Below are 17216 nucleotides of genomic sequence, written 5' to 3' on the forward strand. Positions count from 1 at the left end.
CTCGAGGTGAAGAGATTTGAACCGCAACCTGTCCGATTGGAATTACGCCCGGCTCCACTCTATCGTAGCCATCCAGGAAATAGGGCTTGATCAAGGGGAGCCGGGCGAAAAACGCTATCCGGCCTGGAACGCAATTTTAAATGCTGAAGCCGATCGATAAACCATAGGTACGGGGCGCCCCGCTCATCATCGAATACGTACCGGGCGCGACGTAAAGCGTGGTGGCATAGCGCTTGTCGGTGAAATTGCGCACCCAGCCGGCCAGGCTCAAGCCATTGGCCATTTCGAGTTCAAGCTGGGCATTACCTAGGAAGTAGCCCTTGATCGCCTGATAGTTGTCCAGTTCGGTGTAATAGTCGTCGATGAAGCGGCCGTTGATCGACGGCACCAGTTTCATGCTCTCGGTCAACGGGATTTCGTAGCGGATCGAGCCGGTCAGCGTCATCTTGGGAGCGAACGGCAGGTCGTTGCCGATCCGGCGTTCGCGCTCAGCTTCGCTGTCCGACCACATCTCGAGGATCTTGCTGTCGAGCAGCGAGACACCGGCCTGGATGTCGAGGCCGGAGATCGGCCGAACCGTCACGTTGGCCTCCGCACCGTAGGTGCGTGCGCTGCCCACATTGGTACGGATATTGCTGTTCAGGCCGTTTATCACCTTGTTGAGGCTGGCCTGAAGGTTGTTGAAGTCGTTGTAGTAGATGGCAGCATCGATCTGCACCGGACCACCGCGCGGAAGGAACTTGATGCCAGCCTCATATGTCCACACCCGTTCCGACTTGAAGGGATCGGTCTCGGGCAAAGTGAACGAGGTCGATCCGTCGAAACCGCCGGACTTGAAGCCGCGGCTCACCGAGACATAGGCGCTTGCCGCGCTTGAGAACTCGTAGCTGACATTCAGTCGACCGGAGAGGCTGTTGTCCGAAAAAGTGCGATCGAAGGTGAAGGGCATGGCACCGAACACCGCCTGGGCAATGCTGACGCCATAAGGATCGAGATCGACTGTCGAACCGTCGTAAGTGCTATGGTCATGGCTGTAGCGCAGACCGGCACCGATCTTCCAATGGTCACCGAGCTTGACGCTGCCGTCTGCAAAGGTGCCATAGCTGCGGCGGCGCTGGGTATAATCGGCCTGCAGCACGCTCAGGACCGCATCCGTCAGATCGAGATTGCTGCGCAAGCGCACCTTGTCGCGATAGGCCGTCGCGCCCACGACCCAGTCGACCTGACCGGGATTTGCATTCTGCAGGCGGACCTCGGCAGTGCCCTGCTCCACATTGTCGCGATAAATGCTGTCGCCGATCCGCAGCGGCACCGCATCGCCGTTGGCCGCATAGTGCTGCTTCAGCTTCTCGTACCCAAGGATCGCGACCAGCAGCATATCGTCACCGATCTTCTGGTTCAGCGTGCCCGATGCTCCGTAGCTGGTCTTGCCGAGTGACGGGGCAATGGCAGCATCGGTGGTGTACGGCTTGTTCGGGGCAAAGCCCTTCATCGTCGCCGTCCGCTCGAACAGCTGGACCGCGCCGCTTTCATGGAAACCGTGCGCATTCAGCGTGATTGAGGTGCCAGCGGCAGGCTCGAGCAGCAGGATCGCCCTGCCGCCGTAGTATTGAGAGCGGTTCGCCTTATGATCAACGCCCGGATCGGAGAGGGCCGGAACGGCGGGGTTGGTCGATCCCGTGGCGCCTTGCGTGCCCAGATTGGTCATGAAGCCGTCAGTACTGTCGAAAACGCCCGCAATCCGCAGCTTGACGCCTTCGGCAAGCGGTCCACCAACGGCGGCTTCCGCGCGCCAGGAATTGAACCGGCCATATTCAGCTCTGGCCTTGCCGGACCATTGGTCGCCCGGCTGATTGGATATGATGTTCACCGCGCCGGCCGTCGTGTTCTGGCCGTAGAGGGTGCCCTGCGGCCCCTTTAGAATCTCGACCCGCGAAACGTCGAACATCTGCCCGCCCACCAGCGCGCCCGATCCTTGGTACACGCCGTCGATGCTGACCGCGGCAGAAGGATTGCCGTTGGGGCGGAAGTCGTCGTAGCCGATGCCGCGGATGGTGAAGGTCTGGATGGTCCTGCCGCCCGAAATCTGCGGCGACACGACGACGCCCGGCGTCAGGCGCGAGACATCGACGAGGTCCTTCGCGCCCGATTCCTCAAGCATTCTGGGGCTGACGACGCTTACCGAGGAAGGCACGTCGACCAAGCGCTGCTCGCGCTTCTGGGCAGTGACGACGATGTCGCCTTGGCCGTCCGAGGGCAGGCTGGCGGGCGCTTCCTCGGCGCGAACGGCAGGGGCGATCAATGCAAGGGCGGCTGAGCCGGCCATCAGGGCGGTCAGGCGGCGCGAAAGCGGAAAGTTTCTTGGCGATGTCATGGGGGGAGATCCTGGGAGAGTTTTGGACATGCGCTCCCGGCCGCCGATCTTGCGATCGGCGTCTTGGAGCATGAAGTTCAAGGCGAAATCAGTTCCGGTTCGCGGCGACCTCGTCACGCGCGACGGTGCCGGCAGCGCACGCAATCAGAAGGCCACCGAGCAGATAGGCAAAGCTGACGCAGGCAAGCGCATATTGGAGCGCCTGCGTGCCGAAGCCGGCGGTGAGGCGATCACTGAGCCAGCCTGCAATGGCGGGGCCTGAGCCCATGCCGAACAGGTTGACGATGAGAAGATAGAGCGCCGTTGCCATGGCGCGATTGCCGCTCCCGGCGAGGCGCTGCACCAGAGCGTAGGCAGGCGTGGTGGCAAGCGAGGCAAACAGCGTCATCGGCGCTGCCAGCCAGAGCGCGGCGTGAAGATTGGGGGCGAAGAGGAACATCAGGGTGAGCGGCGTCGCCAACACGAACGATGCGGCTGGAAGCCGGATCGCCCAGCGCGGGTCGATCCGTGCAAGCAGGTCGCCCAGCATGCCGCCAACGAGCAGGGCTGCAATGGTCGCAAGACCCATGATCAGGCCATAGCTCGAGCCGACCTCACTAGCCTTGAGGCCGTATTCACGCATCAGGAATGCCGGGATCCAGTTGAGCGTCGCAGCCGAGCCCACGGTGGCAAGGGCCATTCCGGCACAAAGCAAAGCATAGCTTCGCCGCGAGAGGAGAAGCGAAACGGCTCCGCGGATGGTCATCGGCTGATCAGCGGGCGAACTATTGGTGTGCGACGTCTCAGATATTGGCGCTTTCGAAGGTTCGCGAACCGTCGTGAAAAGCAGGAAAGCGAGGAAAGGCGCCGGCACCGCGCCGACCAGGAAGGCTGCACGCCAGCCACAGTGATCGGCCACCCAGCCGCCGGCGGCATTGGCGATCATGAAGCCAAGGCCGCCGATCACCACCGTCGCCGACAGCGCAGTTGCGCGCCACCGCGCCGGGAAGGTGTCCGAGACCAATGCGTGTGTGGAGGGAATGCCGCCCGCCTCGCCCATGCCCACGCCCAGTCTCGCCACAAGCAGGACAAGAAAACCGGGCGCCAGACCGCACAAGGCCGTCATCGCGGACCAGACGAGAAGCGAGCAACCGAGAACCATTACCCGGCGTCCGCCATCGGAATAGCGCGCAACCGGCACCGCCATCAGCGAATAGACGAGCGCGAAGGCAAAGCCGGTCAAAAGGCCGATCTGGGCATCGCTTACACCCAGATCGTGCTTGATGCTCTCAACCAGGATCGCGACAAGATAGCGATCATAGTAGCCGAGCAGAGAGATGAGGCACAGCAGCGCGAGGACGTAATAAGCCATCGCGCGCGGCCGGGCTGTAACTCCCGGCATCGACGTTACTGTCGATGCCGGGATACCGCCGTCTGTCAGGGAGTCGGCGAACGAAGCCATGATTATTCGCCAGCCAGCGCGGGCTCGCGCGCTTCGGTTTGCTGCTGGGAAGGCATGCCGAAGCGCGCCCGGAAATCGTCAAGGTCGAAGGTGCATTCGTCGAGAGCGACCAGTTCTTCCGCGCTCATTTCCGGGTGCTCGTTGCCATACCATTCCTTGTAGAGCGGCAGATCGGAGGCGAAAGCCTTGTAGTGGGTCGAATAGGCCCGCAGGCGAAGCTGCGGCTGCTCGCCGGCGAGATCGAAGGTCATCAGGCGCAACCAGCCATCGCCGATACCGTCAAGGATCGGCGCATCCGAACCCGTCGCCTTGAAGCTTTGCTTGCGGCACTGATAGTTCACCAGGAACTGGTACACCTTGTGGCCGAAGGCATTTTCATCGACGCGGTTCATTACGCCGTGGAAGTGGCCGTTAAGCGTGCAAAGGATCTGGTCGTTGGGGGCAACCAGCTTTTCCCACAGCATCTGCGGGCTGTTGCGATCGGGATCGATGCGGGTCAGGTCGAAACAGTCGATCGACTGACGTTCGCCCTTCTCGTTGATGAATTCGTGGATCGAGATGATCGTGGGCAGCCCCGGATAGGCGTCGATCACCGACTGTGCCCATTCGACGATGTCGTCCTGCGGGCACATCTCGATGCCGATATGCAGGAAGCGATAGCCGCCACCTTCGAAGATCTGCGCCGCGTTGCAACCGTCTTTGTGCGAGGCGACGTACCAGGGCTTGTCCTTGAACAAATCGGACTCGCTACCGAAATGCGCGGTCCAGTTGTCCAGCGAGCCTACGTGGAGAGATCCCAGCCCGAACGACATGCCGTCGCGAATCCAGCCATCGGGCGCCGGCGGGTTCGCAGGATCGCTCCAGATGTTGTCGTGGTCATGGTTGCCGGGCACGAGGAAGAACGGCAGGTCGTCCGCGATGATCTCCCAGGCGGCGCGAACGGCTGGGATTTCCACTTCGAGAACTTCCTTGGGCGATGCCGGGATCAACGCTTCGATCGCCGGGTTGTCGATCGAGACGACGCCGCGCTCCACGTGGGGGGCATCGGGTGCCCAGGCGCTGGGATGCTGCCAGCTGTCGCCAAGGCCCGATACGAAGGCAATGTCGCCGCCATTCTTGCGCGCATTGCGCGAGATGTAGTGCATGACGTCCCACAGCATTTCGCGGGCGTTGAAGGGAAAGCCCGCCTCGCGCTGGTTGCGGTAGCTGGAGTAGTTCTGCGTATCGCAGATGACAGCCACGGTGAACGGATCGGTTGGTGTGGTCATGGTGAACTCCTGAACATGTTTACAGCTCGCCGGGGATGCCGGCGCAGCGGTTCCTCCCTGAAGCAACTTGTGAAACGGGCGCCGTCCATCGCCTCCGGACGGCAGACCGTCCGGCGTTCAGCAACGCGTCATTGACACAAATCGTTCACGAATCGAAACAGTTGTACAGTTAGGATTCGTGTCTTTCGGTTCTGTGACAGCCTAGAAAATTTTCTCCACCCCATCACTGCACGGAACCGTCAGGAGGCGTACTTGGCCGAACATTTCTGACCATTTAGCCATTTACCCTTGCCCACTTAACGCCGCACACCTAAGAATGACCCAACCACCTAGACCAAGCGGTCTTTTCCGAAGTCGAACAATTGTACAGGACCTTGATGACGACGAGCGAATCCGATGCGCCCGAGGCCGGCAACGATATGCCGCAGGCGCTTCGCCTCAAGGAAACGGCTTATTCGCTGGCGCGTGATGCCGGCCTCGCCGCCCTCAGCGCACGCAGCCTGGCCCGGGAAACCGGGATGAGCCCGTCTGCGATCAATTACTATTTCGGCAATCGCGAACTGCTGATCTCGGAGATTTGCGATCGCGCCATCGCCACCTCCCGAACATGGCGCGAAGGCAGGGCCGCGGCGCAGGAAAACCGGGTTCCGGCGTGGGCGGATCTCGACGACGTCTTCACGAGCCTGCTGCAGGATCGATTGAGCCAAGGCACCGGCGTGCTGGCACTGCTGCAGGAACTCGAACACGAAGCGGCCGGCTGCGATCAGGATGGTGTGCTTGCAACGCTCAAGGCGGAGACGGCTGCAGAAGCCGCATTCTGGCGCGAACTGGCGACAAGCTTCGGCGAGACCTCACAGGCGTCGGAAGCCTGGGCCAGCCTCGCCCTCGGGTTGACCAGCCTGCTGCTGTCGGAACCCGAGGCGCCGGTGCGATCGGCCTGGATTTCCGCGCCGGCAACGCGCTTGCGCCAACGCCTGTCCGGCCAGCCGGTTACGCTTGTGCGGCTTGGCGGGCCTGACGCAGCGCGACTTGCATCCGAAGCGCCGGCCAACGAGACGGCGGAGAACATCCTGCGCTGCGCTCTGGAGGTCATCGCGGAGAAAGGGCCCGAGCGACTGGTTCAGCGCGAGGTTGCCTCACGCGCAGGCGTGTCGCTCGCCTCGATCACCTATTTCTTCCGCACGAAAACCGATCTCATAAGCGCCGCTTTTTCCGAACTGTGCCGGATGCATTGCGCAACCTTGACCGACGAGGCCTTGCTCGACGACCGCCCAATCGAGGAATCTCTGGCGTTTCACGACAGGGCCAGCTTGTCAGGCATGGCAGCGATGGACGCTCTCCTGAGGGCCTCTGTTCGAATGCCTGAGCTTGCCGCAACTGCCGATCTCATCCGCCAGACGCGCGGTGTCGCCTCGCTAGTGCTGCTCCGAAAGGGCGGATTAATGGTCGATCATCTGGATGCCTATCTCTGGGCCTGCCTGCATTCCGGCAGGTATCGGATGATCCGTTTGGAAGCGCCCGACCAGCATGCCTTGCTGATGGACAAGGCCGCAGTTGCCAACCTCTGTACGGTATTTCCGCGGGCGACGGCCTGAGCAAACGTGGAGCCGGCGCGCGCAACCTTCTTCTTCCAGTATGCCCAACCCTTGTCAGGGCAACATTGGAATTGCGTTCGCTCAGAGAATGCCGGTCGATAGCCGCAACGTCGGATTAGACGGTTACCTCTAGCCCTTCAGGCGCCGCAAAATCCGCCATGCGCCGCCGCGATATCTCCCAATGCGCACGAATGAGTTCCCCCGCCCGTGTGGGATCGCGGCGTTCGATGGCATCGATGATCTCGTCGTGCTGCTCCACCGCTTCGGAGAGGTTTTCCTGATCTTCCGCCGATGTCGGGTGATAGAACGTCATGCCCAGGCGGGCATGATCGATAAGCAGGCGGCGAAGGCTCGGCATGAGATAGGGGTTGTGCGCCATCCTGCCGATTTCGAGATGGAACTGATCGTTGTGGTAGACGCGTGCCGCCACATCGTTCGCCGCAATCGCCGCACGAAAGTCCAGTTGGACTTGCTTGAGCCTGGCGATTTCAGCCGGAGTCGCGTTCGTCGCTGCAAGCTGCGTCGTCGCGACGTAGATCAGCGGCGCGGCGAGGAAAAAAGTCCGCAGCGATTGGAGGTCCATGGAGGTTACACGCGCGGGCCGGTTCGGCTCGAGCTCCAGATAGCCTTCGGCCGCCAGCTGTCGCATCAATTCGCGCACGGGAGGACGCGACAGGCCAAATTCCTCGGCGATCTGCTGTTCGTCGACCACGGCCCCGGGGGCCAGTTCCATGCTCACAATCCTGCGGCGCAGCGTTTCGCCGAGGGTGACTTTGCGATCTACAGTTCCACTCACAACTGAATCCTACCGAGTTTTCGCGCCCAGTTCAACGCGGTTGCGTCAATTCATAGATTTGTTAAATTCTATTTGTAGACATATGATAGACATTTCTGCGTTTCGAAGCTAGGCGGCGGCCGTCAGTCAAAGCGTGGGATTCGCAGATGTCCGGTAGGAACACAGCAACGGGCGTACTTTGCGGCGTGATTGCCGGTGCCTTGTGGGGTCTGGTCTTCGTGACCCCGAGGATCGCTTCCGCCTTCGGACCGATGCAACTCGCTGCCGGCCGTTACGTGGCTTACGGGCTGTTCGCGCTCCCGATGGTCTGGCCGCACTGGAAGCGGTATCTTCAGGTATTGGGCAAGCGCGAGTGGATCGCGCTGGGCTACCTCAGCGTGCTGGGCAACATTCTCTATTACGTGCTGTTGGCGGCCGCAGTGCAGCTTGGCGGCGTCGCGATGACCTCGCTGGTAATCGGCTTCCTTCCGGTGGCGGTGACGATCATTGGCAGCCGCGACAAGAATGCGGTGCCGCTTGCGTGGCTGACCCCCTCCCTGCTCCTCAGCGCCGCCGGCATTCTGTGCATCGGCTGGGAATCGCTCGGCAAGGCGAGCGAAGGCGCATTCGAATCGCAGGCCCTCGGCCTTCTATGCGCTTTCGGTGCGTTGGCGTCATGGACGACCTTTGCCGTCTCCAACAGCCGTTGGCTCGGGCGTCTCGAACACGTCTCCGCCCATGACTGGAGCCTGCTCATCGGCATCGTCACAGGCGCTCAGGCGCTTGTGCTGATCCCTCCTGCACTCATTTTCGAGACGACCGCCCAGAGCACGTCGCAATGGCTGCTGTTCGGCAGCGTTTCGGCGGCCGTGGCGCTGCTGTCCTCCATCATCGGCAATGGATTGTGGAACCGGATGTCGCGGCTTCTGCCACTGACAATGGTTGGACAGATGATCCTTTTCGAAACGCTGTTCGCGCTCCTCTACGGTTTTCTTTGGGATCGGCGCCTGCCCTCGGTTCTTGAAGGCGCGGCGATCCTGTTCGTGCTCGCTTCGGTGCTGACCTGCCTTGCGGCGCATCGCCCAAGGCAAGCCGATCGCGCACTTGCGGCCGCGCACGACTGATGACCGCGGCCTTCGCGAGAATATCTGCAATGACTCTGTTGACCCAGTCTTCTGCCCACTCCCCTTCCCAGTCCTGGCGGGAGCCGCTGATCGGCCCGGGCATGGTTTTGGCATCCATGGTCGCGCAGAATCTTGGGGCGACCCTAGCCAAGCAGATGTTCGCAGCCGTGGGAGCCTTCGGAGTGACAGGCCTGCGCGTCTCCCTTGCGGCGACGATCCTTCTGATCATGAGAATGCCATGGCGCAGGTCCCTCTCGCGGACAATCCTGCCGGACGTGTTGCTGTACGGCTTCATGCTTGGCCTCATGAACCTGCTGATCTACCAAGCCTTCGCCCGCCTGCCGATCGGGATCGCCATCGGAATCGAGGTATTGGGACCGCTATCGATCGTCCTTGCGGGCTCACGTCGTGCGCTCGATCTCGTATGGTTTGCGGCAGCAGCAGCGGGGTTGCTACTCCTGCTGCCGCTCCGGGTCGGCAACGGTCTCGATCCCGTCGGGCTGGCATTCGCCGCCGGAGCGGCGACCTGCTGGGCGCTTTACATCGTCTTCGGCAAGCGCGTGGCCACAACGCTGGGCGCAGACGCCGTCGCATGGGGCATGCTGGTCGCCGCATGCATCAACCTGCCACTTGGCATTACGTTCGCCGGCGGAGCGCTGCTGCATCCCTGGGTCCTGCTGTCGGGTCTCGGCATAGCACTTTTGACCAGCGTGATGCCCTGCATGCTGGAGATGGAAGCGATGCGTCGTCTGCCCTCGAACGTCTTCGGCATTCTGCTGAGCGCCGCACCGGCGGTTGCCGCGCTGGCGGGCTTTATCGTCCTTGGAGAGACCCTGACCGCCATCCAATGGCTGGCGATCGTTGCGATCGTCTCCGCATCTTGCGGCAGCGCCATTTGCGCAGGGCGACCGCACCGCTCCTGACAGGGGCTATCTGCGACGAATTTTCAAGGCGGGTTCGACGAATCGACCGGTGATATCCGGCGGTCGGACACGGCCGCATGGAGTGCGTGCCAGCACGTGATTCATGCGGCCAACCGCGGACTTTCCCAGCAAAACCACAAAAAAACAATGACAAGCGAACGCAATCATCGTGCCCCACTTTTCCTGTAGACGATCGCAATATGATCAGCCTATGTTTTGTAGACAGAGAATATACATTGACCGAGTCGGAGAGGACACGTGGTCGTTCAAGCTCTTGATGCCTTCGCTGATACTGGCGCTGAAACTGGCACCGCCGAACGGGCGCACATGCCGGATGGCCACTGTGGTGAACTCGATGGGGAACCGTTCGAGCCTTCGGGTCGCACCCAGGCACCTTCACCCATCGCGCCTTTCGACCAGCGCCAGGTCAGAACGCTGGAGGTTCCGCATTCCCGCTTGCTGAACGGCGGAAATCCGACGACCAAAGTCACCTCACTACCGGCCGACGACCAAACCTGCGGCTGGTATCATCTCAGCCGTCGGCGCACGCCGCGCCCCGTCGCTTTCGGGGAAGTGCGCGCACCGTGGGTTGTGGTCGGCGCTGGCTACGTAGGTCTCGCTGCCGCCCGGCAACTGGCAATGAACTTCCCGGGCGACGAGATCGTTCTCGTCGAAGCGCAGGAAGTGGGCTTCGGCACTGCCGGTCGCAACGCAGGTTTCGCCATCGATCTTCCGCACGACATCGGCGCGGCGGACTACATCGGCGACCTCGGCACGGCCAATCTGGTGCTCAAGCTCAACAAGCTGGGTCAGACCTATCTCAAGGACATCGTCGACCTCTACGGCATCGACTGCCAGATGCGCGCTTCGGGCAAGTATCAGGCGGCGGTCGAAAATCGCGGTATCGCTGTGCTCGACGCCTATCGCGGCGGCCTCGATCGCCTTGGCCAGCCCTATGAAGTGATCGAGGGCAAGGACCTGCCGGACCACATCGGCACCAGCTTCTACAAGAAAGCCCTGTTCACGCCCGGCACGATGCTGGTCCAGCCCTCGGCCCTGGTGAAGGGGCTGGCCGACACGCTGCCTGAGAACGTAACGCTCTACGAGAATACGCCGATCACCGCCGTCAGCTACGGCCCGCAGACCGTACTCACCCATGCCACCGGGCGGATCGTGGCCGACAAGCTGATCCTTGCGAACAACGGGTTCGGCATGGCGTTCGGGTTCCTGAAGAACCGCATGCTGCCAGTGTTCACCTACGGCAGCCTGACCCGCCCGCTGACCGCGGATGAACAGGCACGGCTTGGTGGCCAGGACTTCTGGGGCCTGATCCCCGCCGATCCGGCCGGAACGACGCTGCGCCGCACGCACGACAACCGCATTCTGGTGCGCAACAGCTTCAGCTATCATCCCGGCGGCGTCAGCAACCAGCGCGAACGCAACATTGCCGGCAAGCGCCATCGCCTTTCGTTCGAGCGGCGCTTCCCGATGCTGTCCGGCGTACCCTTCGAATATACCTGGGGCGGCGCGATCGTGATGTCGCGCAATCATGAATCCCAGTTCGGCGAACTGGCCCCCAATGTCTACGGCGCGCTGTGCTGCAACGGCCTTGGCATAACCCGCGGCACTGCGACCGGCGTGCTGCTGGCCGATTGGCTGGCCGGTCGGCGCGGCGAAATCATCGATTTTCTGCTGGCCTCGCCCGGCCCCAATCGCAATCCGCCGCATCCCTTCCTGGACATCGGCGTGAACGCGAACCTGGCCTGGGCCCAACACAAGGCCGGCATGGAAAGCTGAACTACCTGCTCAAACCGATCCACCCGCTCATCGAACGAAGTGGGGGAGACAAGAAAGATCCGGAGAAGATGCATGAAACAGATCACGCAGACACTTGAGGATGTCCCTCTGAACAGGTTCCATCAGATACTGACGGTTCGCGCGAGCGGCGGTTCCTTCGTGGACGGCTATGTGCTCAGCATCGTCGGCGTCGCGATGGTCCAGGCCTCGGCAGCGCTCGGCATGACCACCTTCTGGGAAGGAATGGTCGCAGCATCGGCGCTGATCGGCATCTTCGCCGGCGGCATGATCGGCGGTTGGCTGACCGACCTGTTCGGCCGCAAGCGTATCTTCTTCGTTGGCCCCTGCCTGTTCGTGCTGTTCTCGCTCGCCCAGCTCTGGGTCGCCAGCCCACTGGCCCTGTTCGCCTGTCGCTTCTTCCTCGGCGTCGCCGTCGGCATCGAATATCCCGTGGCGACGGCGCTCCTCGTCGAATTTCTACCCAAGGCCAATCGTGGTCCTCGGCTGGCGACCCTCACGATCATGTGGTTTGCCGGCGCGGCGGTTGCCTACATCCTTGGCAATGCGATCCTGACTTTGGCCGGTGCGGAAGGGTGGCGCCTGGCGTTCGCCAGCACCGCGATGTTTGGCGGTGCGCTGTTCCTCGTGCGCCTGGGTACCCCGGAATCGCCGCGCTGGCTGCTGGGCAAGAACCGCCGCGCGGAAGCTGACCGGGTTATCCGCCAAGTCTATGGCAGCCGCTATTCCACCGCCAACCTGACCGAGGATCCTGCACGCGAGAACGTCTTGCTCTGGGGCCTGCTCAAGGCCGGCTATGGCAAGCGGCTGGCGTTCGTCAGCCTTTTCTGGACCTGCTCGGTCATCCCGGTCTTCGCAGTCTACGCCTTTGCTCCCAAGGTGCTGATGGCGCTCAACCTCCATGACAAGTGGGCCGCCTTCGGCTCGATCGCGATCACGCTGCTGTTCGTCGTCGGTTGCATCGGCGCCACCATGCTCATCAACGCGATCGGCCGACGCCCGATGGTGGTCCACAGCTTCCTGTGGTCTGGCCTCGCGCTCCTGCTCCTGGGTGTGTTCGCCAACGGCGCGCCAGCGCTGATCCTGATCCTCTTCGGCGGCTACGCCCTGCTGATCGGCGGAGCGCAAGTACTGCAGCTGGTCTACCCCAATGAGCTGTTCCCGACCGAAATCCGCGCCAAGGCGGTGGGCTTCGGCACCTCGTTCTCCCGAATCGGCGCGGCCATCGGCACCTATCTCGTGCCCGTTTCGCTCGACCGTCTGGGCATTGCCGACACCATGTACATCGCCGCTGCCGTCACTTTCGTCGGCCTTGCGGTCTCATGGTTGCTCGCGCCGGAAACCCGGTCGCTGAACCTTGCAGACGCCTCCGCGCTGCGCCCCCGATACGCCTGATCCCTCGATACTCCCCCATCACGAAAGGACCCTTGCCATGAACTTCGCCATGAACTTTGACGGTATCTTCACCCCGGCCATCACCCCGCTCGCCGCCGATGGCTCGATCGACTTCGCCGCGTTCGACGCCGTGCTTGAACATCTGGTCGCCAGCGGCGTCCATGGCATCATCATCGGCGGCTCGACCGGCGAATATTACGCGCATACCGCCGAGGAACGCCGCGCCCTGGCCGAGCGCGCCCACGCCGTGATCGGCGGCCGGCTGCCGCTCGTGATCGGCACCGGTGCCACCCGCACCGAGGATGCTGTGGCCTATGCCGTTCATGCCAAGTCGATCGGCGCCGATGCCATCCTCGTCACCACGCCGCCTTACGCCCTGCCGACCGAGCAGGAGATCGCGCACCATGTCATGACGATCGACAAGGCGGCCGACCTGCCGATCATGCTTTACAACTACCCGGCGCGCATGGGCGTGAGCATGGGCGATGAATTCTTCGCGGCGATCAAGGGCACGAAGAACATCGTCGCGATCAAGGAGAGTTCGGGCGATACGCTGCGCCTGCACGCTCTCGCCTCGCAGTACCCCGAGATCCAGCTGTCGTGCGGCTGGGACGATCAGGCGCTGGAATTCTTTGCCTGGGGCGCTCGCAGCTGGGTCTGCGCGGGATCGAACTTCGTGCCCGGCGAACACGTTGCTCTCTACGAAGCCTGCGTGCTGGAAAAGGACTTTGCCAAGGGCCGCGCGATCATGTCCGCCATGCTGCCGCTGATGGACTTCCTTGAAAACGGCAAGTTCGTCCAGTCGATCAAGGCCGGTAGCGAGATCATCGGCCTGAAGACCGGCGGCGTGCGCGCCCCGCTGCTGCCGCTTGACGAGAATGAGAAGGACGCGCTCACGGCCGTAATCGCCGAACTGAAGAGCAAGGTCGCCGCCGTTGCCGGAAGCACGGTCGATGCCTGATCTTCTCTCCAAGGCCGAATATGTCGCACTGGCAGCAGGCATCACCCTGCCGACACAGGCTTTCATCGACGGCGAATTCCGTCCGGCTCTGGCCGGACGGACGTTCGAGACGACCAACCCGGCTACCGGCGCTTCCCTGACGCATATCGCGGCGTGCGACGATAGCGACGTGGACGTGGCGGTCGCCGCCGCCCGCACCGCTTTCGAAGACGGACGCTGGCACCAGCTCCCGCCCGCCGAGCGCAAGCACACGCTGCTGCGCTTTGCCGACCTGCTTGAGCAGAACACCCGCGAACTGGCGGTGATGGAAAGCATCGACAGCGGCAAGCCGATCCGCGAATGCGAAACGGTCGACGTGCCGGAAAGCATCCACACCATCCGCTGGCATGCCGAACTGATCGACAAGATCTACGACAGCACTGCACCGGTCGGATCAGATGCACTCACCCTGGTGGTGCGTGAGCCGATCGGCGTCGTCGGACTGGTCTTGCCGTGGAATTTCCCGCTGCTGATGCTGGCGTGGAAGATCGGGCCTTCGCTGGCGGCAGGCTGCTCGATCGTGGTCAAGCCTGCGGCGGAAACCACCCTGACGGCGCTGCGCGTGGCCGAACTCGCCCACGAAGCCGGCATTCCGGCGGGCGTGTTCAACGTCGTTCCCGGCAGTGGCCGCGAAGTGGGCGAGCCGATCGGACGCCACATGGACGTCGATATGGTTAGCTTCACCGGCTCCACCGCCACCGGTCGCCGCTTCCTGGCCTATGCGGGCGAGTCCAATCTCAAGCGCATCGTGCTGGAATGCGGCGGCAAGAACCCCGCCGTGGTCATGCCGGATGTCGAGGATCTCGACGCGGTGGCGCAGCATGTGCTCAACGGCGCCTTCTGGAACATGGGCGAGAACTGTTCGGCCTCCTCGCGCCTGATCGTGCATGCCGATGTGAAGTACGCCCTGCTGGAGCGCATCGCACACCACTTGCGCGACTGGAAGCTGGGCGATCCGCTCGACCCCGAAAATCGTCTGGGCTCGATGGTCAGCCGCGCGCATTTCGACAAGGTCCGTTCCTATCTGGAGCATGCCGCATCGGAGCAGATGAACGTTATCGTCGGCGGCGGCACGAAGGATGACATTTTCGTCGAAGCCACGATCGTCGACGATGTGGCGCCAGACAACCTGCTGTTCCGGGAGGAAATCTTCGGCCCGGTTCTGGCGGTCACGACCTTTAGGTCGATCGATGAGGCTATCGCCCTTGCCAACGACTCGATCTACGGGCTTGCCGCCTCCGCCTACACCGGCAGCCTGAAGAACGCCGTGCGCCTGGCTCGTGAGATCCGCGCCGGTGTCGTGACGGTGAACTGCTTCGGAGAGGGCGACGCCACGACGCCGTTCGGCGGCTTCAAGCAATCCGGCTTCGGCGGACGCGACAAATCGCAATGGGCGCACGACCAGTACACGGAGATCAAGACCATCTGGATCGACGTGTCGAACTGACGACGCTCACCTCACCGCCCGCCTGAAAGCCACTCTTCGGCCAGAGTGGCGGGCGGTGAGGATCAACCACCGCAACAGCGGCAAAACGGCCCAAAGCCCGATCGAACGGGCGCGGCTCCGGAGGATGTCATGAACCCAGTTGCCCCCGCGCAGCGGGGATCGGGAAAGTATTGCCCGGCGAACGCCACCGATCCTCGTCGATTTAGGCTCGCACCGATCGCTACGAGTGCGTGCGCGGCTGTTGCTCTCACGCTTGCGGCCCCCGCGCGGGCGGCGGAAACGGCCCCCGATCCAGCCCTGTCCGATCCGGCGGCGGCCGATACCGCTGTGGGCGATACCGCAGCAGGCGATCCGGGCGGGGTCGGACAGCCTACGCCGCCGCCTTTCGAAACCTCGCCGCAAACCCCGCCGTCGGGTCTGAAACTCGGCGGCGCCATTCGCGGCCGCTACGATTTGCGCTTCAATGCCGCAGGCAGTGACGGGCAGCGCCGCACGTCCAGCAATCTTTCTTTCGATACATTGATTCTGAAGGCGGACTACGATTCCCCGACCTTCTTCGGCGCTGCGCAATATCGTTTCTACGGCGGCAGCTTTCTCTACGGGAAGGCTTCCGGCTATCACAACTACCCCGGCGAGATCAGCTTTCCCGTCTATGCCTATGCAGGTGTAAAGCTATCGAAACACGACAAAGTCGCAGTCGGCATCCAGCCCGTGCCTTTCGACGACCAGTTCTGGGGCTCAGCCTTCCTCAACTCGATGGGCTTCGTGATCGGCCTTGAGGAAGTCTACAACGCCGGCATCACCTACGCGCACGAGGAATCCTCCTTCAAGATCGAGGCCGGCTTCTTCCCGACAACGGCCCCGAACGCTTTCGGCATCAGCGAGGATGCCGCGCGCTATTCGGTCAACATCGTAAAGGGTGATCCGGCGAACCCGCTCGCGAGCCGTAATGCAGAGCGGAACATGATGGTCGGCCATGCCCAGTATCGCCTGGCTTCCTTCGATTCCGGCGAACTCTCGGTTTCCGGCTCGGCATGGCTGTCCACCGTCCACAATTTCGACACCGATCGGAACGGTTGGCGCCGCGCCTTTGCCTTGAGCCTCAAAGGGACCAAAGGTTCATGGCATGCCAAGCTGCTCGTCGCCCGGCAGGACATGTCGCTGCGCAATCCGGGAAGCGAGCAGACCGTCACCGTCGGCAACTTCGATGCGCCGTTCAACATCGCGGCCGACGGCACCCTGCTCTTCGGCGAACTGGGCCGAAAGGTAGAGACCGGATCGTTCCCGTTCTCCCTCCAACTCTTCGCCAACTATGCCTACTTCGCCAAGGCGCGCTCCGAATTCAAGGACAGCCAGCGCCTCAATCTGGGCGCTTACTGGGCGGACAAGGCGACGAACCGGATCCGCATCTGGTCGGAATTGCTGGTCGGCCGGAACGATCCCTTCGTTGGCGCAGGGCAATACGCGACCGGCGCGGCGCAAGGCGGCGACGATCACATCAAGGTCTCGTTTCTCGCCGTCTTCGGCTATTATTTCTAACGGATGAGGATATTCGCCATGAGCGAAGATGAAATCTACGCAGAGTTCGAACGCGCGGACGTTCCGCTCGAAAGGCTGGAACATCCGGCCGTACACACGGTCGAGGAAAGCGCCGCCATTCACGCCGCGCTGCCTGCGGCGCATACCAAGAACCTGTTTCTCAAGGACAAGCAGGGGAAATTCTGGCTGGTTACGCTGCCCAGCGACCGGCGAGCGGATCTCAAGGCCTTTGCTCAGCTGCTTGGCGCGGGGAAATTCTCGTTCGGCAAGCCCGAAGACATGGAGCGTCTGCTGCAAATCGCGCCCGGTTCCGTGACGCCCCTGGCTGCGGCGAACGCGGCGGGAGAGGTCACGGTCGTTCTCGACGCGGCGTTCCGCGAGGCGGAGCGAATTGCGGTTCATCCTTTGCGCAACACCGCAACGATTGCCCTGCCGTTCGATGCTCTGGAAACATGGCTTCGCGCGAAGGGTATCCCGACAAAAGTCACGGCCCTGCCATGAGCGGCGCCTCGATCCGATC

Annotated in this window: 13 protein-coding genes; 9 read left to right on the forward strand and 4 right to left on the reverse strand. The window is 62.5% G+C overall.

Features of this window, described 5'->3' with window-relative positions; genetic code table 11:
- Window positions 1-136 precede the first annotated feature (136 nt).
- The 3 genes from WBP07_RS25605 to WBP07_RS25615 form a co-directional block, all read right to left on the reverse strand.
- Complete coding sequence (locus WBP07_RS25605) at window positions 137-2374, reverse strand: TonB-dependent receptor (protein ID WP_395397896.1); 2238 nt, start codon at window positions 2372-2374, stop codon at window positions 137-139.
- Between the two features lie 88 nt (window positions 2375-2462).
- On the reverse strand, window positions 2463-3815 hold the full coding sequence (locus tag WBP07_RS25610) for a spinster family MFS transporter (RefSeq protein ID WP_395397897.1): 1353 nt from the start codon (window positions 3813-3815) through the stop codon (window positions 2463-2465).
- Window positions 3816-3817: 2 nt separating this feature from the next.
- Window positions 3818-5083, reverse strand: coding sequence for a serine/threonine protein phosphatase (locus WBP07_RS25615; protein WP_395397898.1), 1266 nt, complete (start codon window positions 5081-5083; stop codon window positions 3818-3820).
- 377 nt (window positions 5084-5460) lie between these two features.
- On the opposite strand from WBP07_RS25615, the gene WBP07_RS25620 reads away from it, so the two are divergent.
- The gene (locus tag WBP07_RS25620; RefSeq protein ID WP_395397899.1) at window positions 5461-6678 is read left to right on the forward strand and encodes a TetR family transcriptional regulator; all 1218 of its coding nucleotides are present in this window, start codon (window positions 5461-5463) and stop codon (window positions 6676-6678) included.
- Window positions 6679-6793: 115 nt separating this feature from the next.
- Here WBP07_RS25620 and WBP07_RS25625 read toward each other — a convergent pair whose 3' ends face one another.
- Window positions 6794-7474 carry a GntR family transcriptional regulator gene (locus WBP07_RS25625; RefSeq protein WP_395397900.1) on the reverse strand — a complete coding sequence of 227 codons (681 nt, stop codon included), beginning with the start codon at window positions 7472-7474 and terminating at the stop codon, window positions 6794-6796.
- Window positions 7475-7620: 146 nt separating this feature from the next.
- Here WBP07_RS25625 and WBP07_RS25630 point away from each other — a divergent pair, with 146 nt between their 5' ends.
- The 8 genes from WBP07_RS25630 (at window position 7621) to WBP07_RS25665 (ending at window position 17197) form a co-directional block, all read left to right on the forward strand.
- Entirely contained in the window at window positions 7621-8577 is a 957-nt protein-coding gene (locus WBP07_RS25630; protein WP_395397901.1) for a DMT family transporter, read from the forward strand.
- Window positions 8577-9500: an EamA family transporter gene (locus tag WBP07_RS25635; RefSeq protein ID WP_395397902.1), complete on the forward strand. Its 924-nt coding sequence runs from the start codon at window positions 8577-8579 to the stop codon at window positions 9498-9500. Before WBP07_RS25630 ends, WBP07_RS25635 begins: the two co-directional genes overlap by 1 nt.
- Window positions 9501-9758: 258 nt before the next feature.
- Window positions 9759-11297 (forward strand): NAD(P)/FAD-dependent oxidoreductase, encoded by a 1539-nt coding sequence (locus tag WBP07_RS25640; RefSeq protein WP_395397903.1) that lies wholly within the window; start codon window positions 9759-9761, stop codon window positions 11295-11297.
- Between the two features lie 72 nt (window positions 11298-11369).
- Window positions 11370-12710, forward strand: coding sequence for an MFS transporter (locus tag WBP07_RS25645; protein ID WP_395397904.1), 1341 nt, complete (start codon window positions 11370-11372; stop codon window positions 12708-12710).
- A gap of 49 nt (window positions 12711-12759) precedes the next feature.
- Window positions 12760-13671 (forward strand): dihydrodipicolinate synthase family protein, encoded by a 912-nt coding sequence (locus tag WBP07_RS25650; protein ID WP_395397905.1) that lies wholly within the window; start codon window positions 12760-12762, stop codon window positions 13669-13671.
- Window positions 13664-15157 (forward strand): aldehyde dehydrogenase, encoded by a 1494-nt coding sequence (locus tag WBP07_RS25655; protein ID WP_395397906.1) that lies wholly within the window; start codon window positions 13664-13666, stop codon window positions 15155-15157. The genes WBP07_RS25650 and WBP07_RS25655 overlap by 8 nt, the downstream gene beginning before the upstream one ends.
- Window positions 15158-15286: 129 nt before the next feature.
- Window positions 15287-16696 (forward strand): hypothetical protein, encoded by a 1410-nt coding sequence (locus WBP07_RS25660; protein ID WP_395397907.1) that lies wholly within the window; start codon window positions 15287-15289, stop codon window positions 16694-16696.
- An 18-nt stretch (window positions 16697-16714) separates the two neighbouring features.
- Window positions 16715-17197 carry a prolyl-tRNA synthetase associated domain-containing protein gene (locus WBP07_RS25665; protein ID WP_395397908.1) on the forward strand — a complete coding sequence of 161 codons (483 nt, stop codon included), beginning with the start codon at window positions 16715-16717 and terminating at the stop codon, window positions 17195-17197.
- Window positions 17198-17216 lie beyond the last annotated feature (19 nt).

Source organism: Novosphingobium oxfordense (assembly GCF_044029435.1).
Lineage (GTDB): Bacteria > Pseudomonadota > Alphaproteobacteria > Sphingomonadales > Sphingomonadaceae > Novosphingobium.